This is a genomic window from Desulfobaculum sp. SPO524 (assembly GCF_044987625.1).
Classification (GTDB): Bacteria; Desulfobacterota; Desulfovibrionia; order Desulfovibrionales; family Desulfovibrionaceae; genus Desulfobaculum.
Map to the genome: position 1 here is coordinate 411,032 of NZ_JBJDSB010000002.1, position 26,130 is coordinate 437,161.

At 61.2% G+C, this 26,130-nt stretch carries 26 protein-coding genes; 13 read left to right on the forward strand and 13 right to left on the reverse strand.

The window, feature by feature from the left end; genetic code table 11:
• Positions 1-25: 25 nt before the first annotated feature.
• Complete coding sequence (locus tag ACI3L3_RS07485) at positions 26-727, forward strand: molybdopterin-guanine dinucleotide biosynthesis protein MobB (protein WP_404844484.1); 702 nt, start codon at positions 26-28, stop codon at positions 725-727.
• 235 nt (positions 728-962) lie between these two features.
• On the opposite strand, the gene ACI3L3_RS07490 is transcribed toward ACI3L3_RS07485, so the two are convergent.
• The 5 genes from ACI3L3_RS07490 to ACI3L3_RS07510 all read right to left on the reverse strand — a co-directional run bounded on the left by ACI3L3_RS07490 (position 963) and on the right by ACI3L3_RS07510 (position 5,876).
• A complete protein-coding gene (locus ACI3L3_RS07490; protein WP_404844485.1) occupies positions 963-1,748 on the reverse strand; it encodes an ABC transporter permease in 786 nt (261 codons plus the stop codon).
• Positions 1,745-2,620, reverse strand: coding sequence for an ABC transporter permease (locus ACI3L3_RS07495; RefSeq protein WP_404844486.1), 876 nt, complete (start codon positions 2,618-2,620; stop codon positions 1,745-1,747). Before ACI3L3_RS07495 ends, ACI3L3_RS07490 begins: the two co-directional genes overlap by 4 nt.
• On the reverse strand, positions 2,607-3,824 hold the full coding sequence (locus ACI3L3_RS07500) for an ABC transporter substrate-binding protein (protein ID WP_404844487.1): 1,218 nt from the start codon (positions 3,822-3,824) through the stop codon (positions 2,607-2,609). The genes ACI3L3_RS07495 and ACI3L3_RS07500 overlap by 14 nt, the downstream gene beginning before the upstream one ends.
• A 142-nt stretch (positions 3,825-3,966) precedes the next feature.
• The gene (locus ACI3L3_RS07505; RefSeq protein WP_404844488.1) at positions 3,967-4,911 is read right to left on the reverse strand and encodes an ABC transporter ATP-binding protein; all 945 of its coding nucleotides are present in this window, start codon (positions 4,909-4,911) and stop codon (positions 3,967-3,969) included.
• A complete protein-coding gene (locus tag ACI3L3_RS07510; RefSeq protein WP_404844489.1) occupies positions 4,887-5,876 on the reverse strand; it encodes an aminoglycoside phosphotransferase family protein in 990 nt (329 codons plus the stop codon). Before ACI3L3_RS07510 ends, ACI3L3_RS07505 begins: the two co-directional genes overlap by 25 nt.
• A gap of 272 nt (positions 5,877-6,148) precedes the next feature.
• Here ACI3L3_RS07510 and ACI3L3_RS07515 point away from each other — a divergent pair, with 272 nt between their 5' ends.
• Genes ACI3L3_RS07515 through ACI3L3_RS07525 form a run of 3 tightly spaced genes read left to right on the forward strand, consistent with a single transcriptional unit; the run spans position 6,149 to position 10,519 of the window.
• A complete protein-coding gene (locus ACI3L3_RS07515; protein WP_404844490.1) occupies positions 6,149-8,137 on the forward strand; it encodes an ATP-binding protein in 1,989 nt (662 codons plus the stop codon).
• Positions 8,138-8,196: 59 nt separating this feature from the next.
• Positions 8,197-9,414 carry an HDOD domain-containing protein gene (locus ACI3L3_RS07520; RefSeq protein WP_404844491.1) on the forward strand — a complete coding sequence of 406 codons (1,218 nt, stop codon included), beginning with the start codon at positions 8,197-8,199 and terminating at the stop codon, positions 9,412-9,414.
• Positions 9,404-10,519: an HD domain-containing phosphohydrolase gene (locus tag ACI3L3_RS07525; protein ID WP_404844492.1), complete on the forward strand. Its 1,116-nt coding sequence runs from the start codon at positions 9,404-9,406 to the stop codon at positions 10,517-10,519. The genes ACI3L3_RS07520 and ACI3L3_RS07525 overlap by 11 nt, the downstream gene beginning before the upstream one ends.
• Before the next feature lie 94 nt (positions 10,520-10,613).
• On the opposite strand, the gene ACI3L3_RS07530 is transcribed toward ACI3L3_RS07525, so the two are convergent.
• The 6 genes from ACI3L3_RS07530 to ACI3L3_RS07555 all read right to left on the reverse strand — a co-directional run bounded on the left by ACI3L3_RS07530 (position 10,614) and on the right by ACI3L3_RS07555 (position 16,044).
• On the reverse strand, positions 10,614-11,168 hold the full coding sequence (locus ACI3L3_RS07530; protein WP_404844493.1) for an FmdE family protein: 555 nt from the start codon (positions 11,166-11,168) through the stop codon (positions 10,614-10,616).
• The gene (locus tag ACI3L3_RS07535) at positions 11,069-11,953 is read right to left on the reverse strand and encodes an ABC transporter ATP-binding protein (RefSeq protein WP_404844494.1); all 885 of its coding nucleotides are present in this window, start codon (positions 11,951-11,953) and stop codon (positions 11,069-11,071) included. The genes ACI3L3_RS07530 and ACI3L3_RS07535 overlap by 100 nt, the downstream gene beginning before the upstream one ends.
• Positions 11,950-13,020 carry a FecCD family ABC transporter permease gene (locus ACI3L3_RS07540; RefSeq protein WP_404844495.1) on the reverse strand — a complete coding sequence of 357 codons (1,071 nt, stop codon included), beginning with the start codon at positions 13,018-13,020 and terminating at the stop codon, positions 11,950-11,952. The genes ACI3L3_RS07535 and ACI3L3_RS07540 overlap by 4 nt, the downstream gene beginning before the upstream one ends.
• A gap of 1 nt (position 13,021) precedes the next feature.
• Positions 13,022-14,131 (reverse strand): iron ABC transporter substrate-binding protein, encoded by a 1,110-nt coding sequence (locus ACI3L3_RS07545; RefSeq protein WP_404844496.1) that lies wholly within the window; start codon positions 14,129-14,131, stop codon positions 13,022-13,024.
• Between the two features lie 538 nt (positions 14,132-14,669).
• Positions 14,670-15,197, reverse strand: a complete 528-nt coding sequence (locus tag ACI3L3_RS07550; protein ID WP_404844497.1) for a GAK system XXXCH domain-containing protein — start codon at positions 15,195-15,197, stop codon at positions 14,670-14,672.
• Positions 15,198-15,390: 193 nt separating this feature from the next.
• On the reverse strand, positions 15,391-16,044 hold the full coding sequence (locus tag ACI3L3_RS07555) for a response regulator (protein WP_404844498.1): 654 nt from the start codon (positions 16,042-16,044) through the stop codon (positions 15,391-15,393).
• A 557-nt stretch (positions 16,045-16,601) separates the two neighbouring features.
• On the opposite strand from ACI3L3_RS07555, the gene ACI3L3_RS07560 reads away from it, so the two are divergent.
• From ACI3L3_RS07560 to ACI3L3_RS07570, 3 genes are all read left to right on the forward strand, one after another.
• Entirely contained in the window at positions 16,602-17,582 is a 981-nt protein-coding gene (locus ACI3L3_RS07560; RefSeq protein WP_404844499.1) for an ABC transporter substrate-binding protein, read from the forward strand.
• Positions 17,583-17,588: 6 nt separating this feature from the next.
• A complete protein-coding gene (locus ACI3L3_RS07565) occupies positions 17,589-19,043 on the forward strand; it encodes a histidine kinase (RefSeq protein ID WP_404844500.1) in 1,455 nt (484 codons plus the stop codon).
• Positions 19,044-19,312: 269 nt separating this feature from the next.
• Complete coding sequence (locus ACI3L3_RS07570) at positions 19,313-19,846, forward strand: hypothetical protein (protein WP_404844501.1); 534 nt, start codon at positions 19,313-19,315, stop codon at positions 19,844-19,846.
• A gap of 266 nt (positions 19,847-20,112) precedes the next feature.
• Here ACI3L3_RS07570 and ACI3L3_RS07575 read toward each other — a convergent pair whose 3' ends face one another.
• A complete protein-coding gene (locus ACI3L3_RS07575) occupies positions 20,113-20,433 on the reverse strand; it encodes a heavy metal-binding domain-containing protein (protein WP_404844502.1) in 321 nt (106 codons plus the stop codon).
• A 309-nt stretch (positions 20,434-20,742) separates the two neighbouring features.
• Here ACI3L3_RS07575 and ACI3L3_RS07580 point away from each other — a divergent pair, with 309 nt between their 5' ends.
• Genes ACI3L3_RS07580 through ACI3L3_RS07590 form a run of 3 tightly spaced genes read left to right on the forward strand, consistent with a single transcriptional unit; the run spans position 20,743 to position 23,177 of the window.
• Positions 20,743-22,026, forward strand: coding sequence for an alpha/beta hydrolase (locus tag ACI3L3_RS07580; protein ID WP_404844503.1), 1,284 nt, complete (start codon positions 20,743-20,745; stop codon positions 22,024-22,026).
• Positions 22,026-22,805, forward strand: coding sequence for a VacJ family lipoprotein (locus tag ACI3L3_RS07585; protein WP_404844504.1), 780 nt, complete (start codon positions 22,026-22,028; stop codon positions 22,803-22,805). Before ACI3L3_RS07580 ends, ACI3L3_RS07585 begins: the two co-directional genes overlap by 1 nt.
• Before the next feature lie 45 nt (positions 22,806-22,850).
• Positions 22,851-23,177 (forward strand): hypothetical protein, encoded by a 327-nt coding sequence (locus tag ACI3L3_RS07590; RefSeq protein WP_404844505.1) that lies wholly within the window; start codon positions 22,851-22,853, stop codon positions 23,175-23,177.
• Positions 23,178-23,305: 128 nt separating this feature from the next.
• Here ACI3L3_RS07590 and ACI3L3_RS07595 read toward each other — a convergent pair whose 3' ends face one another.
• Positions 23,306-24,130 carry a purine-nucleoside phosphorylase gene (locus ACI3L3_RS07595; protein WP_404844506.1) on the reverse strand — a complete coding sequence of 275 codons (825 nt, stop codon included), beginning with the start codon at positions 24,128-24,130 and terminating at the stop codon, positions 23,306-23,308.
• A 126-nt stretch (positions 24,131-24,256) separates the two neighbouring features.
• Between ACI3L3_RS07595 and ACI3L3_RS07600 the strand changes: the two genes are divergently transcribed.
• Genes ACI3L3_RS07600 through ACI3L3_RS07610 form a run of 3 tightly spaced genes read left to right on the forward strand, consistent with a single transcriptional unit; the run spans position 24,257 to position 26,130 of the window.
• On the forward strand, positions 24,257-25,012 hold the full coding sequence (locus ACI3L3_RS07600) for a motility protein A (protein WP_404844507.1): 756 nt from the start codon (positions 24,257-24,259) through the stop codon (positions 25,010-25,012).
• 4 nt (positions 25,013-25,016) lie between these two features.
• A complete protein-coding gene (locus tag ACI3L3_RS07605; protein ID WP_404845211.1) occupies positions 25,017-25,736 on the forward strand; it encodes a flagellar motor protein MotB in 720 nt (239 codons plus the stop codon).
• Between the two features lies 1 nt (position 25,737).
• A complete protein-coding gene (locus ACI3L3_RS07610) occupies positions 25,738-26,130 on the forward strand; it encodes a PilZ domain-containing protein (protein ID WP_404844508.1) in 393 nt (130 codons plus the stop codon).

Genomic DNA, 26,130 nt, shown 5'->3' on the forward strand with positions numbered 1-26,130 from the left:
TGAACCATTACGCGGGAGACACCCCATGATTGCCATAAGCATTGTCGGATACAAGGACACGGGCAAGACCACGCTGGCCGTCAAGCTGGGCGAGGAGCTTCGCAGCCGGGGCATTCGCGCCGCGGCGGCGAAGTTTTCGCACCATGAATTGGACGCGCCGGGCACGGACACAGCCCGCCTGCGTGAGGCCTACGGCACCTGCGCGGGGCTGTGGGAATCCGGAGCGATACTCACATGGGACGGCAAGCGCTATCTGCCGGACATCGCGCCGCTGATGGACTGTGAGGTCCTTGTGGTGGAGGGCGGCAAAAGCCTTGGCTGGCTGCCGCGCGTGATGCTCCTGCGCAGTATTGCCGACGCCGGGACCCTTGATCAGGGGCTGGCCGTGGCGACTTACGGCGAGGTGTCTGTTCCGGGCATGACGCACCTGACGGATGTGGCCGCGCTGGCGGACTGTGTGCTGGAGCAGGGCTTTGCCCTGCCGGGGTTGGACTGCGGCTCCTGCGGGCGGGAGGACTGCGCCACGCTGGCGCGGGAAATCGTCTCCGGCAAGGTGACGGAAAACTCCTGCAAGGCGCGCAAAAACGGTATGGAAGTCACCGTCGGCGGCGTTCCCGTGGGTATGAACGATTTTGTCCGGGGCATCATCTCCGGTTCCATCCTTGGCATGCTCCGCGAGCTTAAGGGCGTGGGCGGCGGCGATGTGGAAATCCGCATAACCAAGTAGCTCATGGACACGTTTGGCGCGGAGGGGCGCCGGGCCGGATGCCGCGCCAGATGCCGGGCCGGGGTGGGGGCGGCTGTAGGATTGCCATGAGGCCTTTTGTCTCTTCCCTCTTCCGCATCGTGTTCCCTCTTGCTCCGGGCACAGCGCAGCGCCACAACGTGAGGCCTTTTCCCGGTTCCCAGAAACGCATCGGCCCCCGTCTGACCATATGGTCCGGCGGGGGCTTTTTTGCGCGCTAGTACATGCCCTTGCGGCGGTAGAGCAGCGTCATGACGTACTCAATGAGCAGGAAGAGCGTGAGGGGCACAGCCATAAAGATGAGGGTCAGCAGCGCCGCCATGCTGCGGTCCGAGGAGGTCAAAAACGGCACAAGGTAGCCCGTAAAGGAATCCACGGCTCCGCCGCCGATGAGGAAGACCAGAAAGTATTCCGAAAACGCCACCAAAAACACCACGGACCCGCCCGCGATGATGGAGGGAAAGAGTAGGGGCAGGTCCACGCGCAGGGTGCGCTGCAGCCAGTTGGCGCCGAGGTTGGCGGCGCACATTTCGTACTCCTCGCCAATGGAGATGTAGCCCGCCGTCAGCGCCCGCAGCATGTAGGGGTAGCTGAACACCGTCAGCACCAGCACCACGCCGGGGGTGGTGTCCACCAGCCCCAGCCGGATGAAGAGATAATGCACACCCATGGAAAACGTCATGGGCGGCACAAGGGCCGGGGCAAGGAACACGCCCTCAAGCAGGCTCTTGCCCGCAAAGTCGCGCCGCGCAAAGTGGTGGGCCGGGGACAGGCACATGAGTAGCGTCAGCGCCACCGTTGCCATGGAATACATGATGGACCACGCAATATGCCCGGCCAAGGGCCGCGCTTGCGATGCCAGATAGGCGAAGGAGCGCAGGTCGATATGCGAGGGCACAAGCTCCGGAAAGCGCCAGCCCGGCGCAAGGGCGTAACAGGCCAGCACCCACAGCGGAAACAGCGCAAGCACCGCAAGGGCGGCAAAGCTGGCGGCAAGCCTCATAGCTTGCGCTCCCGGTGCGCCATGCGCCGCGCGGTGCGGGTGTAGAGCACAATGAACGCCAGCGAGAACAGGAACATGCACACTAGGATGGCCATGGCCGTGGGCCGGTTGGCCAGGTCGCGCCGGAAGTAGAGGTTAAAGACCTCTATGGACAGCATCCCCGGCGAACTGCCGCTGAGCAGAAAGGGGATGTCGAACGCGCCAAAGGCGTACAGAAACAGGATGATAAACGCCGTGTTCAGCGCACTGGTGATGCGCGGCAAGACCAGCCGCCAAAAGACGGTCACCTCGCCCGCGCCCAGCATGGTCGCCGTCTCCACCAGTTGCGGCTCAAGGCGGCGGAGCATCGCCATGGCAAGAATGATGACAAAGGGTGTGGACTTGAACACATACGCCAGAATCATGCCCGTGCCGGTGGCGTCGTACATGAGGGAGGGAAAAGCGTCCATGCCGTCCACCAGCCCCAAGTGGTAGGCAAGGGACGACAGCACGCCCGATGTGCTCCAAAAAATGAGCGTGATAAAGGCGACGGCAATGTGCGGCAGGATGAGCGGCACCTTGGCGACAACGGCCCAGCGTTCCAGATGCGGGGGCAGCCGCCAGAACAGGTAGGCCAGTACCGCGCCAAGAGCCACCGACAGCGAGGCCGAGGCCAGCCCCACCCACAACGAGAGCAGGGCGGAGCGCAAAACATGCTCCGACAACAGCGCCCGGTAGCCCGCCAGCGCGCTGTCTGGGGCGATGGGCACCCATAGGCCGAAGGATTGCCCCACCGCCATCACCAGTCCGCCGCCAAACAGGGCAAGGAAGGGAATGAGCAGGGGCGAGAGCTTCAGCAGCGTCTCGCCCCACTGCGCCTTACCTGAGGACATTGTCCTCCCAGCCCTTTTCCAGTGCTTCCAGATAGGCCGCGGGAATCTCCGGCACAGCCACGGCGCTGAGTTCCTCGGAGGAGAGCGTAGGCTCGCCAAGGTCCACCGCGGCAAAGGCCTCGCGCTGGGCGTCCGTCAGCGTGGACAGGTCGATAGCCGGGTAGTCTCCCCAGTTTTCCGGGCGGAACTTGGAAAGCTGCGCCTCGGGCGACATGAGGAAGTTCGCCACCACCATGGCCCCGGTCTTGTTGGGCGCGTTGGCCGGAATGGCTGTGAAGTGCAGGTTAAAGATGGACCCGTCCTGCATGGCAAAGGTGCGCACCGTGTCTGGGTAGGAGCTATCCAAGATTTTGCTCTGCGCGTGGGAGGGGTTGTAGGACATGTTCATGCTCACCTCGCCCCGCGCGAACAGGGTGTCCAGCTCCGCGGCGCTCTTGGGATAGGTGGAGCCGCCCTGCCACAGGTGCGGTTCCAGCGCGTTCAGATAGTCCCACAGCTTGGGCGCGGCGCTTGTGAACAGGTCCGCGTCCCAGCCGGACATGTACTGCCCGTGTCCGCCGGTTACGGCGTAGAGCGCCTGCCGGATAAAGGCCGACCCGGTAAAGTCCGGCGGCTGGGGGTAGGTGAACTGGCCGGGATGCGCCTTCACCCATTTCAGCAGTTCGGCAAAGGTGTGCGGGGGCGCGTCCACCTTGGCGGAGTCGTACTCAAAGACGAACTGCGCCTTGCCATAGGGCGTTTCGTAGCCTTCGACAGGGTAGCCGAAATCGTAGGCGGCAAGCTCCTTGTCTACGTGGGCGACGTAGTTGGGGCACTTGTCCGCGTAAGGCCCAAACAGCGCTCCGGCTTCCTTGGTGGCCTTAAAATTCTCGCCGTTGATCCACAACAGGTCGATGGTGCCTGTGGTCTTTCCGGCCTGCTTTTCCGTGATGAGCTTGTTGACGAAGACGCTGGCGTCCATGGGCACGCGCTCAAGCGTGATGCCGTAGAGGCGCTTCACTTCCTTGGCGACGTAGGTATCCACCCATTTGTTGGTGTTGGCCTGCCCGCCGTACATATAAAAACGCACTGTGGTGTCCTTGGCCTTGGCTTCAATCTGGGGCCATGGCGTGTCCAGCAGGGAGACAGCCTCCTTGTCCGAATCGGGTCCGGAGCAGGAGCACAGCATAAGCGCCGCCGTAAGGAGCAGAAGGAGATGTTTCATCGTGTCATCCTGAGGTTAGCTGGCTGTTGAAAAGAGCGCTGTGTGGCGCGGAGGCGCCTGCCACAGCGTTGGCTTTGAGCTTTTTCCGCGCCGAGCATTGTTTCATTTTTATAGCCTGTATTGGGGGAAGTCCAACAGGGTGTTAGGTGTTCTGGGCCTGTTCCACCCGCACGCGCGTGCCGGGGCGGATGGTGGTGTCCATGTCAAAGACGGTGAGGCGCTCGCCGTCAACGCTGATGGTAAATTTCGTGTAATGCCCGGCAAACACCGCGCGCTCCACGGTGCCGGGGCCGTTTTCGTCCGGGATGATGCGCAGGCCCTCGGGCCGGATGAAGCCGTTGTCCCCGCAGTCGCGAAGGCCAAGACGGGCGGTGACTGGCGCGCTCAAGGTGTTCACGGGGCCAAGAAAACGCGCGGCCTCAATGGTGGCGGGATGGGCGTAAACGTCCCCGGCCGGTGCGTACTGCACAAGCTCGCCCCCCAGAATCAGCCCCACCTTGTCGGACATGGCAAAGGCTTCCTCAAGGTCATGGGTAACGGCAATGGTGCTGATGCCAAAGGCCTTTTGCGTGTCGCGGATGAACTCCGCCGTCTCCAGCTTGAGGTTGCGGTCCAGATTGGCAAAAGGCTCATCCAAGAGGAGCATGGCCGGGTTTACCACCATGGCGCGGGCAATGGCCACGCGCTGGCGCTGGCCTGCCGAAAGCTGGTTCGGGTACTTCTGCGCAAGCTGCGTCATGTGGAAGAAGTCCAACATTTCCATAACGCGCGTGTTCACGCTGGCCCGCCGCATCCGCCGTACACGCAGCCCAAAGGCGACATTTTCATACACGCTTAGGTTCGGGAAAAGCACATAGTCCTGAAAGACAAGTATGACGGGATTTTCCTTGCTGGGTGGTCGGCTGAATTCAAGGCGGCCCGCATCCGGCGTTTCCAGCCCGGCGATGATTTTGAGGAGCGTGGTCTTGCCCACGCCAGAGGGGCCGATGATGGACACAATGTCCCCGGCCTCCACGCTGAAGTCCACCCCCCGCAGCACGGGCGCGCCCTCGTAGTCCTTCCCTATGCCGTGCGCGCGAAAAAGCATTCCATGTTGTCCAGATAGTTTTGGATGGTCGTGAAGGTGTGGTCGTTTGTCAGCGCGCGCTCACTGCGCGTGTACTCATGGTAGGCCATATAGCACCACGACATGGCGCGCAGCAAAATGGTGCGCTCCATAAGGTCCGCTCTGTACATGGCATCGTCAATGGGCATGGCAAGCCCGGCGTGGCGAAGGTAGGCGGCGACGAAGTCCTGCTTCTGCTCAGCGGTGTAGCGGTGTTTGGTCTTCCACAGCGTGGTGGTGGGCACAAGAAAGTGCCCAATGTCCTGAAAGCGCGAGGAGACCACGGCCTTTTCCCAGTCCACCAGCCACGCGCTGCCGTTGTCACCTACGATGAAGTTGTGGGAGTTGACCTCCGTGTTGACGATGACCATGGGGTCCTGCGCAAACAGGGTTTCGGCATCATCCGCAAGGGCGCGGATGGCGTCGTGGTAGCGCAGAAGTTGGCCCTTCAGGTCCGGGCGGGGATGGTCGGCGTAGCGGGTGATGAGGCCAAGGCTTTCGCCCGCGATGTCCCGTACGGGATTGGCCTGCACGATGAGCGCGTCGCTCACGGGCTGACTGTGCACGGCGGCAAAGATGCGCGCGGCGGCGTCCGTGTCGCGCGTGTAGTCGAGGGGGCGGCCGGGCAGGTACTCCATAAGCAGTGCCCCGCGCCCAAGGCCTTCGCGCGCCGCATCGGCGTCGCAGGCAAGGGGGCGCGGCGTCACGCCGGAATGCTCCAGCGCCCGCAGCACGGCAAATTCATATTCAATTTGCGCGTCGCCAAGGCCTAGCTGGCTACCGTGGTTCACGCGAAAGACGCGGCGCGTGGCCCCGCCGTCCGTGGTGACGAGGTAGTTGGCGTTATACTCCCCGGCGGCCAGAAACTGTATGTCGATGTCCGCGTTCTCCGGCTGAATCCAGCCGCGTTGACGCAGGAAAGTGTCGATGGTGCGCAGTGTGTCCATATCACCGATAAGTAGCAGAAAAAGTGAAGAAAGCGCAATGGATATGCCCCGCTGCGTGGCGCATAGATGAGGCCTATGCGATGCGCCATGTCGCATTGGCCGAGGCGTCGCCGCGCGCGTGAAAAGTGCCTGCCGTGTTGGACACATGGGCCAAGGCGTGTATTATTCTATGGTGTAGGTGTGTTTGGCGAAGAGTCTTGGCGCGGCGTGGCCGGTTTCCGCACGGTTACGCCATAGCGGCGCACACGCAGTGGCGGAAAGCGGTGGAACACATGCGCTCAGATTCCATATCCGGGATGTTTTGGGTTTTTATGACGCTGGTGCTTGCCGCGCAGGCAGTGGTGGTTGGCGGGGTGCTGTATTCCGCTACGGCCAATGTGGAGCACACCCTGTGGGCCATGCTGGGGTCGTCCTGCATTATGGCTGTGGTTATGCTGGTGGTTGGGCGCGTGGTTATTGTGGCCCCTTTTGCGGAGCTGGAAGGCCTTGGGCGGGAGCTTGAGGACAAAAACCTTGCCCTCAGCCGCGAGGCCAGCGAGCGCGAGCAGATTATGAATCTGCTGGAGTTCAAGTCCACCCAACTGCGGGAGCAGGAGCTATTGCTGCAGGGCATTATTGAGGATCAGACAGATTTTATTTGCCGCTTTCGAGCCGACGGAATGCTGACCTTCGCCAACGCCGCCTACTGCGCCTTAGCGGGCAAACCGTGTGATGAGCTTGTGGAGAGCGCGCGGTTTGCGCTGTTTGACGACGCGCAGAGCGGCTGGCTTGATTCGGTCCTTGCCAGCCTTGGCTCCGGGCATGATGTCACGTCCAACTCGGCCAGTATGCGCGATGCTGACGGCAACGAACGCTGGGTACAGTGGGTCATCCGTGCTGTGAACCTTGCAGGGAGCGAAAAGGCCGAGGAATTTCAGGCCGTGGGTCACGACATGACAGAAACCCGCGCCCTGCATACCGCGCTCCAGCAGAGCAACAAGGAGTTGGAGCACCGTGTGGAGGAGCGTACGGCGGAGTTGCGGGCCATCAATACCACCATGGAGGTGGAGATTCAGGAGCGTGCCCGCGCCGAGGCTGAAGCCCGGGACAAGGAGCGCTTTTTGAGCCGGCTTCTGGATGGCATGCGCGCGGCGTACGTGGTGGTGGACCGCGCCAGCAACGTCATCATCACGTGTAACGACGTTGCCGAAACGCTTCTTGAGGTGACAGCGGCGGAGGTGACGGGCCTGCCCTGCGCCGAGGCCTTTTCGCACTTGGCGGGGGAGTCGTGGCGTTATCTGTGCAACCCCATTGTGGACGGCGCAACGTTTCAGGACGCCGTGCTGGAGCATGCGGATGGGCGCATTGTGCCCGTGGATAAATTTGCCTTCCATCTTGGCGACGAGCGGCTGGCCGTGGTGCTTGTTGACGTGTCGGAACGCAAGGACTTGGAGCGGCAATTGAGCGTGGCGCAGAAGATGGAGTCCATCGGCCTGCTGGCCTCGGGCATTGCGCACGAGATTAACACCCCCATTCAGTACGCGGGCGACAGCGTGCGGTTTTTGCGCGAGGCCATTGCGGATATGCTGGAGGTCTTTGGCGCGTGCACTGCGCTGACCCAGCGCGCCAAGGATGCCGGAATTGCCGCGCAGGAGGTGGAGCGCCTTGAGGAGCTGGCCGATGAGGCGGATATGGACTTTGTGGCCGAGGAAGCGCCGCGCGCGTGCGACAGAGTCTTGGACGGAGTGGGGCGAGTGGCGTCCATAGTGCTGGCGATGAAGAACTTCGCCCACCCCGGCAACGAGGAAAAGAAGGCCGTGGACCTGAACAAGGCGCTGGCCAACACCATCACCATCTCCAAGAACGAGTGGAAGTACGTGGCGGAACTCTCCTTTGACCCGGATGCGGAACTGCCCATGGTGACGTGCCTTGCCGGCGACATCAATCAGGTGCTGCTCAATATCATCGTCAACTCCGCCCACGCCATCCGCGAGGTGGTGGGGGACAGCGGCGACAAGGGGCGCATCACCATCACCACCAGCCACGACGACCACTCAGTCCGCGTGCGCGTGGCGGATACGGGCAGCGGCATCAAAAAGGAGAACGTGAATAAGATTTTCGACCCCTTTTTTACCACCAAGGAGGTGGGCAAAGGGACAGGGCAGGGGCTGGCCATCACCCATGACATCATCGTGAACAAGCACGGCGGGAAAATTGACGTGCAGTCCGAGGTGGGCAAGGGGACGACCATGACCATTACGCTGCCCCGGCAGGCGACATAACCTGACGCACCCGTGCCGCCACAGCGTTGGCGGCATTGAAGCAGACAGCAGGGGCTGCCATGAAGACCAAGATTCTGTTTGTGGATGACGAGCCGAATATTCTGCAGGGCTTTCGCGTGGTGCTGCACTCCAAGCGAAAGGTGTGGAAGGCCCGGTTTGTGGAAAGCGGCGACGCGGCGCTGGCCATGATGGAGCAGGAACCGTTCGACATCGTCATTGCGGATATGCGCATGCCGGGCATGGACGGGGCAACCCTGCTGACCGAGGTGCGCCGCCGGTACCCCGGCGTTATCCGCATTATCCTCTCCGGCTATTCCGAGATGGAGCCCATTATGCGCTCGGTGAAGCCGGCGCACCAATTCCTCGCCAAACCCTGCGGGGCGGAGCGTCTTATCGGCACCATTGAGCGGGTGGAACGCCTGCGCGATGTGCTGACGGACGAGGCTGTGAGTCAGGGCGTGAGTCGCCTTGGCTCCCTGCCAGCATTGCCCGACCTGTTTTTGCAGATTCAGCAGGAACTCATGAGTCCGGACCCGTCACTGGCAAAAATAGGTCGGCTTGTGGAGCGGGACGTTGGCATATCGGCAACGCTTTTGAAAATTGCCAATTCCTCATTCTTTGGTGTGTTCAACAAGGTCAACAGCCCCGCCCACGCCGTGACGCTTTTGGGCGTGGAGGTCACCAAGGGGTTGGTGCTGGGGGCCAAACTCATCCAGCAATTTGATGCGTCGCTGTACTCCAATTATTCACTGGAAAAGTTGTGGGAGCACAGCCGTCAGACAGCGGCCTTTGCCAAGGCCCTCGCCCGCGCCGAAGGGCTGGGCGATGATGTGGCCGCGGACTGCTACACGGCGGGGCTGCTTCATGACGTTGGCAAGTTTGTCTTTGCCACCACGCACCCCGCCGAATACCGCAAGGTGCTCAGCGCCGTGCAGGCCGGTGAGGGCGTGGTCCGGGATATGGAACAGCGGCAGCTTGGCGTCACCCACGACCGGGTGGGGGCGTACCTGCTTGGGTTGTGGGGGCTGTCCGAAATTGCAGTGGAGGCCGTGCGCGCGCATCATGAACCGCGGCTGGCCGGGCCGGGCATTACGCCGGGGCTTTTGGTGCACGTTGCCAACAGCCTGCAGCACGAACTGGTCATCATTCGCGAGGACTACACGTTCACTAAGCTGGATGAGGAGTACATGCACGAGCTTGGGCTGATGAACAAGCTGGTCACATGGCGGGATATTTGTCTTGAGCAGTTGCTAACGGGGGCTGATCATGAAGGATAAGGTTCTCTTTGTTGACGATGAGCAGCAGATTCTGGACACCTTCCGCGCATCGCTTCGCAAGCGCTACGCCGTGGATACGGCCCTTGGGCCGGAAGAAGGGCTGGAGAAGGTGACCTCGTCTGGACCGTACGCGGTGGTGGTGTCCGACCTCAAAATGCCCAAGATGGACGGCATCACCTTCCTCTCCAAGGTGCAGCAGGCCAGCCCGGATACCGTGCGCGTGATGCTGACAGGCCATGCAGACCTGGAGTCCGCCATTGAGGCGGTGAATAAAGGTTCGGTGTTCCGCTTTCTCACCAAGCCCAGCCCTATTGATGAGATGATTCGCACGCTGGACGTGGCCCTCAAGCAGTATGCCCTTGTGGTGTCGGAAAAGGAGCTGCTGCGCGGCACCCTGCGCGGCAGTGTGAAGATGCTGACGGATATGCTGGCCCTTGTGAATCCCGAGGCCTTCGGCCGCAGCGAGCGCATTAAGCGCCTTGCTATGTTCGTGGGCAAGGAGCTTCGGCTGAAGAATTTGCTGTATCTGGAACTGGCGTCCATGCTGTGTCAGGTGGGGTGCGTCATGGTTCCTGACAACGTGCTGGAAAAGCTTTTTTCCGGCGAGGAACTCACCAGCGAGGAGCAGCAGATTTACGACATGCACCCCTCGGTGACGGCATCTTTGTTGGCGAATATTCCGCGCATGAACCGCGTCTCCACCATTATCACGCACCAGAACGAGCGCTTTTCCGAGAATCCGCAACAGCTTATGGAAGCGCGCATCCTCAAGGCCAGCCTCGACTACGACGACCTTGTCCAAAGCGGCAAGGACAAGCACACGGCCTTTGAAGTGATGCGCACGCGCGAAGGGTGGTACGACGAAGGGGTGCTGGATACGCTGGAGCGCGGCGCCGCGCGCGACGACGGCTACATCCGCCGCGACATCGCCCTCGGCAAGCTGGAGCCGGGTATGATTTTGGACGACGCCCTGTGGAGCAAGGATGAGGTGCACATTATGGCCAAGGGCACGGAACTGTCGCGCCCGGCGCTGCTGCGTCTTGAGAACTTTATGAAGACCAAGCGCCTGCCGCCCAGCGTGCGGGTGCTTGTGCCTATTGACTAAACACCGCGCAGCAGCGCTTGGCGCGCACAGGGCGCGACAGAAAAAAGCAGGGGACCGGCCGCGGAGGCTGGTCCCCTGCTTGTGTGTGGCGGGGTTAGATTTTCTGTTCCACCTTGCTGAAGCAGGGGATGCACAGGGTTTGGCCCCCAAAGTGGCGGGCGCGCGATTCCATCATGGTTTCGCCGCAGGTTTCGCAGGTCAGGCTTTGCAGCACGCAGGCCGGACGTGGGGCAGGAGCGGGGGCCCAGTCCAGCGAGAACATCTCCTCAAGGGGGATGGTCATGTAGTGTTCGCGCATAAGGGTGCGGCCGTCGGTGGGGGTTGGGTCCTCTTTGGGCTGGCGCGCGGCGGGGTTCATAATGGCGCGAAAGCCCTTGCCGGTTTTGCGGCTGTAGAACGAAAAGGCCGTTTTACCGTAGTCCCGGTGAATGAGGTTGCCCTTGCCGTAGGTGCAGCCGGTCAGGAACTGGATGGCGTCCACGCCGCACATGTCCGTCTCCGTAATGGCGACGAGGTCGGCGTCATCGTTATGGCCAAGGTGGCTGAGTGCTAACTCTGCGGCGCGGATGCCGATGGCGAGACCCGGGCAGCTGTGCCCGTGGAAGGCGATGACGGCGTCAAGGTCGTGCTGTGGGATGGTGCAGGGCATGGGTCCTCCTGTGAGGCGTCTGGTGTGTGTGGGCATTGCGGGATGACAACGGGGCTGCCGTCAATGGTGTGGATGGTGACGGGCAGACCGTAGACCTCGCTGACCATAGGCGCGGTGACCTCGTCCGTTGCGCCGCAGGCATGGATGCGTCCATCCTTCAGGAAGATGAAGCGGTCCGCGTAGCGCAGGGCGGTGTTGAGGTCGTGCATGGTCATGACAGCGGCGATGTCGTGTTCATCCACCACCCGGCGGAGCAGGTGCAGGATGCCCACTTGGTTCTTGAGGTCCAGCGCGCTGGTGGGTTCGTCCAGCAGCATGAGGCGGGGCTCCTGCACAAGGGTGCGCGCAAGGGCGACCTTTTGCAGTTCGCCGCCGGAAAGTTCGTCAATAAAGCGCAGGGAGAGGTCCGCCAGTCCGGTGCGGCGCAGGACGGCTTCCACCATCTTCATGTCGCGTGTTTCCACGCGCCAGCGGATGTGCGGCTTGCGGCCCATGAGCACGGCGTCGTACACCGTGAGGCGCGCGGTTTCCGTGCGCTGGGCCACGTACCCTACGGTCCGCGCGATGTCCTGTGGCGACAGGGCCAGCACATCGCGTCCGGAGACCAGTATGCTTCCGCTGCTGGGGCGGTGCAGGGCGTTGATGCATTTGAGCAGAGTCGTCTTGCCCACGCCGTTGGGGCCGAGAATGGCAAGGAGTTCTCCGCCGTGGACCTGAAAGTCTACATCGTCCAGTACGGGCTGACTGGCATAGTCAAAGCAAAGGCCAGCTACGTCGAGTTTCATCGTCCCCGCCCCTTGATGATGAGATAGATAAAGGCCGGTGCGCCCATAAACGCCGTCAGCACCGAAACCGGCAAAATGTGCGGGGAGAGAATCAGCCGCGCCGCCGTGTCCGATACAAGCAGCAGCAGCGCGCCGCACAGGATGGATGCAGGCAGCAGGTAGCGGTGGTCCGAGCCAATGACCCGGCGCACCATGTGTGGCACCACAAGGCCCACAAAGCCGATAATACCCAGATACGAAATGATGACGGCCGTCAAAAGCGACGACAGCAGCATGCCCACCAGCCGCACGCGCTGCACGCGTACGCCAAGGCCGTGGGCGGTTTCGTCGCCCGCGTCAATGGCGTTGTAGTTCCATGCGTTGGCGAGGAAGTAGGCGCAGCACACCGCCGTGACGGCGGACAGAGCGCCCAGTTCGCCCCACGAGGCGCGCGCCGTGTCGCCAAAAGTCCAAAAGACCATGGCGGCCAACTGCACGTCGTCCGCGAAGTATTGCAGAAACATGGTCCCGGCGGTGAACAGCGCGCCAAGGGCGACGCCGGTCAGCACCATCACCTCCGGTGTGGTGCCGCGCATGCGCGAGATGGCGACGATGAGCAGCGCCGCGCCGATGCTGCACCCAAAGGCCGCAGCGGTGGTGACGTAGGGATTGGTGATGGTTACCGCGTCTGCGGCCGAGGAACCCATAACGCCGCCCCCCAGCACCATAACGGACAGCGCCGCGCCAAATGCGGCGGCGTGCGATATGCCAAGGGTGAAGGGCGAGCCAAGGGGGTTGCGCAGGATGGACTGCATGGTCGCCCCGGCAACGGCCAGCCCCGCCCCGGCCACCATGGCGGAGAGGGCCTGCGGCAGGCGGATGTTCCAGATGATAATGTCCCAGCGCGGGGAGACGTCGAGGCCCAGCAGGCTGCGGGCCACATCACTTACGGGCACGTTGGCCGCCCCAAGGGAGACGGCCATGATGAGCGCGCCCACAAGAAGGACCGCGCCGGAGGCAATGACGACGCGCTTGGCGCGCAGATAGCGGCAGTAGGCTTCGGGGATGCGTCCGTCGGCAAAGTGCATGCTAGTTGACCGGCACCGGGCTGTAGGCAAGGCCGCCAAAGGCCGTATTCATGGCGTCAAACACGGGCTTGCCGACAAGGAAGGTGTAAATCTCGTCCGCCTTCTGCGCCGGGTCGATGTCCGCAAAGCGGTCCGGGTACAGAATTTTGCCCACGGCGTAGGCGTTGGCGAGGATGGAGCCATAGTTGATGGAGTACCAATTGTAGGGGAGCACGCCATAGACGCGGCCTTGCTGGACGGCGGTGAGGGTGCGGTAGGCCGGGTCGTTGCGCAGTTCATGCAGGCCGCCGGCGGCGTCGCCCATCTGTACGGTGGACAGGTCAAGGAACAGCACCTCGGGGTTCATTTCCACCAGCTTTTCCTTGGCGATGTCGCTGTGGCGCAGGTCCTTTGCCGCGCCGCCGGTGTGGGCAAGGTTGCGCGCATTCACAAAGGTAAAGGGCGGGTAGAGCGGCTCCGTGGAGTGGTAGCCGTGCGGCCCCTTAAAGGCCACGCCGCCAATGTAGACGCCGGGACGCTTACTGGCGGGAACGTCCGCCGTGCGCGCGGCAAGGTCGGCAATGGCGTCTTCAAAAAAGGCGATGACGTCTTCAGCGCGCTGGCGCTTGCCGATAACGTCGCCCATGGTGCGAAGGGTCTGGTAGAGCTTGGGGCGGTTGGGGCCGAGGTCTGCGTAGGCCAGCGTTACTACAGGGATACCCGTCTTGGCGTGCAGTTCGGCGGGGTCGTGTCCCATGCTGGAGGCGTAGGTTTTCAGAATGACCTGCGGCTGCGGCTCCAGCGTCAGAATGCGCTCCGGGTTGTCGTGCCCGCGAAATTGGCCGAACACAGGCTTGGTTTTATACTGCGGGGTGGCAAGGGCGTAGGGGCGCGAATCGAACCGGGCGCGGCGGGTTTCCATGTCGTCCACGCCCACGACAAGGTCCTGCCCCTGAAGATAGGTGAGCAGACGCAGACAGCCGGAGCCGGAACAGATAACGCGTGATACGGAGTCCGGCACATCCACAGTGGCGCCGAGGGCGTCGGTCACCTGCGCGGCGCGGGCATGGGGAACGAGGAACAGCGCGGCCATAAAGACACAGGCAACAGCCCGAAACGACCTGAGCAACATAGAACTCTCCTTCGCACGATTGGTTGAAGGGTGACACTATTTGCTCAAATACGTGATGTCAATATTCGGTGCAGGGGAAGCGATGCAAAAGCGTATGCGCAATCCTTATCTGATTACTAGGAGAATGCGACGCGGGGCCGGGCATTCGGGGGAATCCGAGTCCATAGAGAATGGGGCGGAATGTGGCGGGAATGTCTGAGGCGGGTGGTGGTATCCGTAGGGGCGATAAGGTTGGGAAGATGCGTGTGCGGACGAGGGGAAATGCGCAGCGCGCAGCGCGCGGCGGGACGGTGTGCCCGGTGTGGGCACATGTGGCGTGTTGGCGCAGGCGACGTCGAACCGCGTGGCGTCCCGTTGGTGTAGGCAGAGCGCCCGTGCACCGTTGCCCGTGGCGAAATGGGACACCGTGAGGGCGTGTGTTGCGCGCTCCTTCGTCCTTTTGGGGCTGCTCAGCGTGGGCTGTCGTCTGGGGCGGGTGGTGGATGATGCAGGCGGGAGGAGGCTCCCGCCTGCGGGAATGTCGGGTGTGGGAGGGCGACTAGTCGTACAGGTCGTGGCAGCGCGCCTTGAGGGCGGCGAGAGTGTCGGCTTCGGCGCGGAAGGCCGCGACGTCTCCTGCGGCGTAGGCGGCTTCCAGCCGCTCGCAGGCGCTGAGGTATTCCGGGTAGAATTCGTCGCCGTAGCCGGGGTAGGTCACCATCAGGCGTGAGTCCGCCATAAAGGAGGAGAGCACCTCCGCCGGGGGCAATTCGCCGCGGTGGGCATGGCGCAGGATGGTCCGGAAGTTCGTCTTCATGTGCGACTTGAGGCTGGAGTAGCCGGGTTTGTCGTCTTCGTCATAGTCCATGAAGTCCATGTTCGGGGCATCGTCGCGGCGGGGCGTTTTGAATTTGCCCTTCATAAAGAGCTGGCCGGAGCGGGTGCGAAAGCTCAGTTTGAGGCGGTCGAACCCTGCGGGGACGGGCACGGCGTCTGTGCCGCCCTGTTCAATGGCGTCGGCAAGTTCACGCAGCAGGTTTGGGAGCGTGTCGTCGGAAGCGTCGCGGTATATCTTTGTGGAACCCATTCTTTCTCCAGAGTGTGGCGTTGGCGCTGTAGGTCCTGCCGGGTGTGTGTTTCTGCCTTGGCAGGGTAGCAGAAAAAGCCCCGGTGCAAAATGATTGGGCCCGCCGCCCGGCCGCTGGCCGCTGGATGAAAAAAGCCCCCGCCGGGAGTACGGTCCGGCGGGGGCGCGGGATATGGCGCAGTGGTCAGAGGGGTCAGGGAAGCGGGGCGTCCCCGACCAGTGTGCGCAGTTCGCTTTGGTTGGCGACCTTGAGTTTGCGCATGATGTTGGTTTTGTGCTTCTCCACCGTTTTAATGCTGATGTAGAGAAGCTCGGCGATTTTCGCGTTGGGGTGTCCTTCTACGACAAGGGCCAGCACTTCCCGCTCCCGGCCCGTCAGCGCATCAATTTTGCTTTGGGGCTGGTCGGGGGATGTTTTGCCGTCGATGTAGCCGCGGATGACATCCATGGACACAGTGGGGCTGAGGTAGCCGTTGCCCTTCATGACGTTGCGCACGGCGGCGGCGAGGTCCTCGTTGGTGGAGTCCTTCACCACGTAGCCGTCCGCCCCTGCCTTGAGCGCGGCGTAGACGAACTCCTCATCGCTGTGCCCCGTAAGGACAAGGATGCGCATGGTGGGGAAGTTGTCTTTGACTTCCTTAATCACGCGCACCCCGGTCAGCCGGGGCATGGTCAGGTCGATGAGGAGCAGGTCAACCGCATCGGGGTCGAGCCGTTCCAGCGTTTCCACACCGTCGGCAGCCTCGCCGACGACGTCCCAGTCCGGGTTGGTTTTTATGAGGGCCTTAAGCCCTTCTCGCAAGAGTGTGTGATCTTCAGCAATGAATATCCGTACTTGAGCCGTCACCAGAATCTCCACCATCGTGAGCTGCGGAGCTACACCGGCCCCCTCCCTCAAAGGGGTGCAGTGCATACCCGAAATGCGCGGCAAGCAGCTGGATGGGCGTATCGTCCTGTGCGGTGCGGATTGCGTCGCAAAGGTAGTCCGTTAGGCTGCTGACATCGCTGCACGATGCATAGCCGTTTTCCATACTTTTGGGAAGTTTTCCCATATTCACCTGTTCACGGATCCATGCACTGATGATATCCCCGAATGACATAATTGCCTCCCCTCAAAATTAAGTAAACTAGTTGACTGCACGTGAACAAAATAGGGTGCTTTGACTACGGGTGTAAATGCAGAGCACCCTACTTTTGTTGGTAGGGTGTTTCATGGGTTGCGGTAGGGTTGTGCAGGGAAAGAAGCCGGAATAATTCGCTTATTGTGCGTAAAGTGAGGGGGATTAACGGGTACGCCTTTTCTGCGGGGCAAGGTAGGGGCATTGAAGGAAGGGCCAACTTCGTGTAGCGTATCCTGAAAAATATCCCGGAATTATTGGGGAAAAAACTCGAAGAGGGGAACATATGCAACGCTGTATCGGAACTATCGTCGCCTTGCTTCTCACTGTCGCCTTGGCTGTACCGGCCAGTGCGGAATTGCGCAAAGTATCGGTCTCTGCCGGGTCTGGCGGAATGGACGGTGCCGTCTGCATCGCCATGGCCAAAGGCTACTTTGCCGAAAACGGCATTGAAGTGGAGCATAAAATTTACCGCAACGGCTCTGTGGCGCTCAAGGCCTTTTTGGACGGCGAGGTGGACTTTGGCACCACCAACCGCGTGGGCATTGTGCTGAGCGACATGGACTTCGCCAAGGTCGCCCTGCTTGGCGTGTTGGCCTACACCGATAGCCAGACCAAGGTGCTGTGCCGCAAGGATGCCGGCATCTCCAGCCCCAAGGACCTCAAGGGCAAGCGCATCGCCACCGTGCGCGCCACCACCGCCCACTATTATCTGTATAAATACCTGCTGCATAACGGCATTTCCCCGAAGGACGTGTCGATTACCTTCCTGACCAAGAAGCAGCTGCCCGGCGCCATTGCAAACGGTGAAGTGGACGCCATTTGCCAGCATGGCACCCCCATTGAAAAGGCGGAGGCTAAGCTGGGCGACAACGCCATCAAGTTCACCAACTCCCAGCTGGACCGCAAGACTGTGCCCATCCTTGCCCACCGTACCTTGGTGAACGCCGAGCCGGAACTCATTGAGGGGATGTTCCGCGCCTTGAAGAAGGCCGAAGGCTGGGTTGTGGGGCACGAGGAAGAGGCCGCGCGCATCATTGCGGACATGAAGCACCGCTCTTACGAGGGCACCCTGAATTTTGTGAAGAACGAGGTGGAGTACAACCTGTCCCTCAAGCAGAGCCTGCTGCTCAACTTTGAGAGCGTGGAAGGCTGGGCTATTGAGAACAAGCTGGTCTCGCACACGGCGCCGCGCAACTTCATGGACCTGATTGAGTATCAGCCTCTGGAAAAGGTCTTTCCCGGTAGCGTGAGCATCATCAGGTAACTGCGCATGACTATACGCGGGAAACTTCGTCTGCTCATGGCCGGGACGGCATTTTTGCTGCTCCTGGCCATGGGCAGCCTTACTTGGGCCGAGTGGCGCATCGGGCTTTTTCTCGACCGCGGCAACTCCGCATTTTCCATCCTCAGTGGTCTGGCGGAGCTGAACACCCTGTCCAATGAGCTAAACAGCTCCAACATTGAACGTGTGCAGGAGCAGTGGCGCTCACGCGCGGACCGGTTGCATGCGCAGATTGAGGTCTTTGCCGCCATGTTTGAGAGCACCGAGCCGCTGCGGTCCCTTGAGCGCGACTTTGCCAAGGCGGACGTGCTGTTTGTGGATTTTGTGAAGCTGGCGCGGCAGGCGCAGCGTGAGCAAACCGTGGAGCTGTGGACCGCGCGGCGGTTTTTGCGCAGTCATTTTTCCGTGGTGCTCAGCGCCGTGGAGGCCGATGCCAACGAAATTTTGGAGGAGAACAGCGCAAACATTGCCGCCGTGCAGTCGGCGCGTAATGGAGTGCTGCTGTTCGTTTTTGTTGTTTTGAGCGGGTCGTTTTTGATGTGGGCGCGCTTTTTCCAGCAGGGCGTCATTTCGCCGCTGCGGCAGCTGCATAAGGGCGTTCTGTGTCTGCGCGATGGTGAGCTTGGCTGCGAAGTCACGGTGCCCGGCCGCGACGATGAAGTGTCCGCACTGGGCCGCGCATTTAACGAGATGTCTCTGCGGCTCAAGGTGGTCACCGTCTCGCGCGATGAGCTTCAGCGTGAAATGCAGGAGCGGCGGCGCGCCGAAACCGCCCTGCGCGACGCCCAGCGTCAAGTCTTTGCCGCAGGGGAGCGCGAAAGGGCGCGTATTGGGCGCGAATTGCACGACGGCGTGTGTCAGGACATTTCGGCTGTGCGCCTGCACATTGGCAACATTCTTGGGGCCATGGGCGAGAACACGGCCGAGGCCGTGGGCAATCTGCGCCGAATTAACGAGCATATTACCAAAATATTGGAGGATATGCGCCGCATCGTCATGGACCTGCGCCCCGCAACGCTGGACGAGATAGGCCTTGTCGCCACCCTGCGCTGGAAGTGCCGTCAGGTGCGCAAAACGCAGGGCATTGAGCTGAATCTGGAGGTTCCGGCCAGCGAGGAGCGCATCCCGGAGGACATGAAGGGGCCGCTCTACCGCATTGTGCAGGAGGCCTTGAATAATGTTTCCCGTCACAGCGGGGCCACGCGGGTGGACGTGCAACTCCGTCTGAATACTGACAGGCTGGAGCTTGCCGTGGTGGACAATGGCGTTGGCTTCGACCCCAACACCGCCGGAAGTGCGGGCTATGGCCTGTCCAACATGCGCGAGCGCGCCCGCGCCTTTGATGGCGTGTTTTCCATCATGGGCAGCGAGGACGGCACCCGTCTTGAGGTCGCCATCCCCCTGCCGCAGGAGCATGGCCGCGGCGCGGCCGCCGAAGCATAAGGCCGCGTTTTCCGGGGCGCTTCCATACGCTGTTTTAGGCCACATCCTTTGGGCATTGCGCTGGAGGATGTGGTCTTTTTTTGTGGTTTTTCCCGCAGTGGGTGCCCGGCGGAAATCCTTTTGCAGCGGGCCAAATGCGCCGCAGAGGGCAGGGCGGAACGCCGCAGGGGACCGCTTTGTCGCGGCAACTGTTTTGCGAAAAGCTCCATGACGGTATATGGTTGCGGAGCATGGCCCTGATGTTTCGCAAGCTCTCTGTGGGAGGATGTATGTCGGACATGGCGAAAGTGGCGTGGATGATGCTGTTGGCGGGCACCCTCGCTTTGGCGGGCTGTCAGGCGCAGCGGACGCAGACCGCGCCGTCCGAGGAGGCCGCAAAGGCCGAGCGTTCCGGCGACGTGCGGGCGTCGCTGCGGTCCAAACTGTTTGTGCTGAAGGACCCGCGCGACATGCGCCTTGCCCTGCTCAAGCTGCAAAAGCAGGGGAGGCACCGCGACGAGTTAATGCGCCGCGCGCGGTCGCTCAATTTTGCGGACATGGACGCCTTTGTCCGCGCCCATTCCTTGGAGCGCCGTTTCACTCCCCTTGGCAAAGGGCGCTTTCGGTACGACGTGCGCGACTTTATCCTTGGCAACGAGATTATCCCGAGCGCCACGCTTCTGCTGACGCTGTCGCAGGTGGACACGGGCGGCAGCCGCCGGGACGCCGTGATGCTGGACGGCTTCCGCGTGCAGGGGCGCGACATTATGCCCTTTGCCGCGCCGCGCATTTACGGGGAGGTTTTGTCGCAGGCTATGCAGTAGCCGCGTCGGGACCGCTGTGGTGGCCGCTGCGCCGCGCGGCGGTCGTGCGGGGCGTGGCTGGAAGATGGGCTGACGAGACGAGTTGCGTCAGATGTGCTGCGCGTGGCGGTCGGAAGGGGACAGGTGGCGGCGGGACCATCCGGCGGCGCGTAGCCCTCAGGCCGCCGGCGAAAGAGTGAGAAAAACGGCAAAAGGGAGCGTGCAGCAGTGCTGCGCGCTCCCTTTCTGGTGATTACTGGACGCGGTATGGAGGGGAGCCGTTTGGGCTACTTGTCCTCCACCTGTCGCACGGCCGTGCCGTAGCAGGAGATGTACTTGCTGCCATCGGGGTGGAAGGCGACGTTTTCGCGGTAGCCCACAACGGCGTTGGCACCGTTGGAGATGGCGCGGGTAATCATGCCATAGAACGCCTGCTCCATGTCATATCCCCTGTACGCCGCCAGTCCGATAACGCGTTTGACCGCGCGGGACGGGATTTCCTTTGTGGTTACCACCGGGAACTTGCCCGAGAGGAACAGGTCCTTGGCGATGTGCAGGTTGTCACTCTTTTCGGGTTCGTTGTGGGGCTTTTTCAGCAGAGAAAGCATTGAATTCCTCCTTGGCTGTCACTGTGCCGTGTATGGAAAAAATCGTGTTGATGTCGCTTGGCGGTGACAAAGCAAGCACCTTGCCAAAAGTGCGGGGTCGTGCTGTGACAACGCTTCCGGGGCGGGCAGGGCGTGATGCGGCAGGACGACAGGGGAGAAGTGCCAGAAAAATGACGGTCTTTGAGGACTCGACAGCGGCGGCGCTTGCCGCTAGTTTCGCGTACTTTCAGAAAATGATGACAGCCTGCGGCCCACCCGGCACCACGCCGAAGCGGGGCGAAGGGCGCAACCGGAGCAGATGAACGACTGATGAGCCGATTACTCAATGCAGCCCTTACCATCGCGCTGATTGCCTGCCTTGCGGGGACGGCCGTGGCCGGAGAGTACGCCTTTCCGTACACCGACCCGTATGTGGCCACCGTGGTGGGGACGCCGCCGGATGTGATGTACACCCCAGAGCGTACGGCGCGGCCCGTGGGCCATACCCTGCGGGTGGACGACCGCGTTGCGCCGGAACTCTTCTGGCACAGCGAGGAGATGCGCTACTCCGTGGTGATGCAGGATGGAGAGGCCCCGCTGATGTTCCTCGTCGCCGGGACCGGTGCGGGGCACAATTCGCAAAAGAATGCCTTCCTGCAGCAGGTGTTTTTTGACGCGGGCTACCATGTGGTGTGCCTGCCCTCGCCAACGCATCCAAACTTCATCGTCAGCGCGTCCACGTCCCGCGCTCCCGGCTACATTCGCGACGACGTCAAAGACCTGTACCGGGTCATGCAGTTGGTGATTCGCGATTTGGACATCGCGGACCAAGTGACGGACTACAGCGTGGGCGGCTACAGCCTTGGCGGCGCGCAGTCCGCATTTTTGTCCCTGCTGGATGAGCAGCGGGGCGCGTTCAACTTCCGGCGCGTGCTGATGATCAATCCGCCCGTCAGCCTGTACAATTCCGCCCTGCGTCTCGACGCCCTGCATGTGGACGGCCCCGGCGCGCAGGATAACATCGAGCGCACCACAAGCCGCCTGCTCAAGACGGTGTCGGAGTTCTACACCAGTCAGGACAAGGTCGATTTCGGCGGCGACCTGCTCTACAGGCTCTATAATTTCCGCAAGGTGCCCGGCGACGACCTGCGCACGCTTATTGCGGTGTCGTTTCGGATGTCGTCGTCCAGCATCATTTTCGCCACGGACCTGACCCTGGGCACGGGCTACGTGGTGCCGAAGGGCCAGCGTCCCGTGCCCGGCGACCCGCTGCTGGGCTATCTGTTGACCACCGTACGCCTGAGCTTTGAGGATTATTTTGAGGAGTTTCTTGCTCCGTACCTTATCTACCGCAACCCTGCGCTCACCCGCGAATCCATTATCCGCGACAGCAGCCTCAGGAGCATCCGCGATTACCTGCGCGGCTCGGAGAAGATTGTCATGGTGACCAATGCCGACGACCCTATCCTCGACGGCGCGGAGGTGGACTTTCTGCGCCGGACCTTTGGCGCGCGCGGTATTATTTATCCCGTGGGCGGACACTGCGGCAACATCATGTACCGGGATAACGTGCGGGATATGCTGCGGCTTATGCAGACCGGGGAGGGGCGCTGATGCGACGCACAACGACACTTTTGCGCGTTCTTCTTCTGGGCGCTGTGCTCGCTCTTGGCGCGGGTTGCGCGGCCAAGACGCCCACCAAGGTCACGGATTTTACGGCCCCGGTGCAGCATCCGCCCATGAAGGCCGAACTGTCCCCGGACAGTCCCTTTTACGTGTATGACCCGTGGGAGCGGATGAACCGCAGGATTTATGATTTCAATGCGCGCCTTGATGACTACGTGCTGATGCCCGTGGTCAACGCCTACGAGGCCGTTACCCCAAAGCCCGTGCAGACGGGCGTGTCCAATTTCTTCAGCAACATCGGCGAGGTGCCGACCTTCATCAACTGCGTGCTGCAGTTGGACGTGAAGGGCGCGGCCAACACCCTTGGGCGCTTTGTGACCAATACCACCATCGGCCTTGGCGGGCTGGTGGACATGGCGTCGCGCGGCGGGCTGTATGATGAGGATGAGGACTTTGGGCAGACCCTTGGCGTCTGGGGCGTGCCGACCGGCCCGTATGTGGTGCTGCCCGTGCTTGGCCCGTCCAACGTGCGCGACACGGCGGGCGTTGCCGTGGACAGCACCATCATCTGGATGGAGGAGAGCGCGGTCATGGACAAGCTGGACCCGGACCACGCCCTGCCCGCGCGCATAGCCTACGGCACCCTCAAGGGCATTGACGTGCGCAAGCAGATTCTCTTCCACTATTATGAAAACGGCGCGCTGTTTGAGTACGACTTGGTGCGCTTCCTCTACATGAAGAAGCGCGAATGGGATGTGAAGAAGTAGCCGCGGCGGCAGACCAGGCCCCGCGTCAGAACAGGAGGCGCGTGTATGCGAACAGGCGTAAAAATCTTCGGCACGTTCAACGGCATCGGCCCGGAGGGCTACGAGGCGCTGAAGCCGGAACTTACCTTTGATGAAGTGGAATACGAAGGCGGTACCATCACCATCGCCCATGACGGTTATCATCCGGATGCGGAGCTTCTCGTCATCAAGGTGATGGAGCACATGCGCGAGGGAGCGGAGAGCGGCCTTGATATCCTAGACCACGACGAAAATACCCTCACGCGCTATGCCATTGAGCACGACGGCTACCGCACGCGCGTGATGAATATGGACGACGTAACCCCCGTCTACCCGCAGCACAGCCACGAGTAGGCGGCAGACAGCCAAACGAAAGGCCGGTACACAGGTACCGGCCTTTTTTTCAAGGAAAATCAGGCCAGAGGGGTACAGGAAATCCCTTTCTGGCCGATATGTTTGATGAATGTGCTCCTCAGGCGGCGCTACAGCGCCCCAATGACTGCACCGAGGAGCTGTGAGAGTTTGCCGGTGGACGCCTGCGCCATGGCGATGACGTCATCAAGCGAGGTTTCCTCCATGCAGTCCGGCAAATTCTTGTTGGTGAGGCAGGAAATCCCGAGGACCTCCACGCCCATGTGGTGCGCGGCGATAACTTCGAGTACGGTGGACATGCCAACCGCGTCCGCTCCCCAGATGCGGAAGGCCCGTGTTTCTGCCGGGGTTTCGAGGTTCGGTCCCACAAGGCCAAGGTAGACGCCTTTTTCAAGGCGGATGCCCAGTTCAAGGGCCTTGTCCATGGCGATGTCGCCAAGGCGCTGGCTGTAGGTCCGGCTCATGTCGGGAAAACGGTCGCCCCAAGCGTCGTGGTTGATGCCCACAAGCGGGTTCGCCCCCGTGAAATTGATGTGGTCCGTGATGCACATCAGCCCGCCAGCGTCAAACTGCGGGTTCAGCGCGCCCGCCGCGTTGGTGACGATGAGCGTCTTGACGCCGAGGGCGGCCATGGTGCGCACGCCCATGCAGACGTCGGCAGGGGAATTGCCTTCGTAGAGGTGAAAGCGCCCCTGCTGCAGCCAGACGTTTCGCCCGCCAACCTGCGCGGCAATGAGGCGTCCGGCGTGCCCCTCAACGGTGGATGGCGGAAAGCCGGGAATGTCGGCATACTCAAACGACTGGACATGGGTGAGGGACTCGGCCCAGTCGCCAAGGCCGGTTCCGAGCACCACGCCGATTTCCGCTGTGTGCGGCCGTGTCAGGCTCTTGTGGATATAATCCGCTGCCTGCTGGACTTTTTCGGGATTTTGCATAAACTTTGATAAGTAATTATGAGGGGTTCGGGGAAAGGTAATGGTCCGGGGCCACCAAGTTCGGTCATTCTGTACGGGATGCCCCTTCATGTCAACGTCCGCTCTTGATAGGCAGATTTATAGATTATGGATATTGCAACACTTCTTGGCTCCATCATAGGCTTCGTCCTTGTCATCGGCGCCATCCTTGTCGGGGGGCAGCTGGGTCTGTTCATCAACGTCCCGGGTCTGATGATTGTTGTTGGCGGCACCTTTGCCGCCATCTGCGTCACCTTCCCCTTGCAGGATGTCATTGATGCGCACAAGGGCGCGCTTTCCCTGTTCATGAAGAAGAAAGGCAAAGTTGAGGACGTGGTGAACATCATGGTCCGCATCGCCGAGATCAGCCGCCGCGAGGGTCTTATCGCTCTGGAAAACATCCAGACCGAGAACCCCATCCTCAAAAAAGCCTGCCAACTCATTGCCGACAACGCCGACCCCCAGCTCATCCGCGATACACTCATGATTGAGATTGGCACCATGAAGCGCCGCCACAGCATCTCCATTGATGTTTTCCAAAAGCTGGCGGGCTTCGCCCCGGCCTTTGGTATGATCGGTACGCTTATCGGTCTGGTGCAGATGCTGGCCAAACTGGAGGACCCGGCAACCCTCGGTCCTGCCATGGCTGTGGCCATCCTGACCACATTCTATGGCACCATCATGGCCAATCTCGTGTTCCTGCCCTTTGCGGGCAAGATGAAGGCGCGAACCTCGCAGGAGGAACTCCACCTCCAAATTATCTTTGAAGGCGCGAAATCCATTCTGGAGAACAACAACCCCAGATTGGTGTACGAGAAGCTCTCGTCCTTCGAGCCGCCCAAGGAGCGAAAGAGTGCCCGATGACAATATGAACATGTTCGGCATCCCGGAAGAGAGCGGCGACAACAACGAATGGTTGACGACATTCGCCGACCTTTCGCTGCTCCTTCTCGTCTTTTTCATCCTGCTCTTTTCCATGTCCACGCTGGATGAGGAAAAGTTCACGGACTCCTTTTTGGCCGTGAAGCAGGCCCTTGGCGAAAAGGACAAGGAACTCATGACCATGCGCGTTAAGAGCGAGGACGCCGTCATCATGGACACGGTGCGCATGCAAAAGCAGCTCATCGAGTCCCAGCGCAGGGTGTTTTCGGACGTGCGGACCTTCATCACCAAAAAAGGTGTGGAAGGTGTGGTCGGCGCGGTGTTCGACGAAGGCAAGATTATCCTCCGTCTTCCCGGCGATGTGATGTTTGAATCCGGTCAGGTGGAACTCTCCAGCCAGGGGCGCAAAATGCTCGACACCATGCGCGACATGTTGGTGAAATCCGTCGACCAGCAGATCAATATCGTCGGACATACGGATGACATACCTCCTTCACGGAGGAGTAGGTTCAAGGACAACTGGGAGATTTCCAGCTTGCGTGCGGTGTATGTTTTGCGCTATCTGATGCAACTCGGAATCGCCCAGGGAAGGTTGACGGCGACAGGTCTTGCCGATCTGGAGCCGATCTTTCCGAACAACTCCGCCAAAAACAGAGCCAAGAACCGGCGTGTCGAACTGGTTCTTGAAAAGATCGTGAGCAAATAGGATGATCGACGAGTACTCGTTCTCTCTGGGCAATGGTGACAATGGCGGACAACGACGAGCATTCCGGACCAAGATTCCGGGGCTCGAGGTCGTCCTCAGGTCTACGGACAGGCATTTCATGGTGCTGGACCTCAGCGCCATGGGGCTGGCCTTCAAGGATGCCGAAAAGGGATTCACAGAAGGCGAACAACTGGAGTTCGATCTGCTCCTTAACAAGAAGCTCTTCCTTCCTGAGATGAAGGCGCGGGTGATGCGGGTGCTGGATAACGGCATCATCGGCATCAATTTCGAGAACAACGACTATCGAAAGGAAGCCCGCCTCGATAAGCTGGTGCTGGAAGTCCAGAAACGCATGATCGCACTCAGGAAGAAGGCGGACAAACAAGGAACGTAA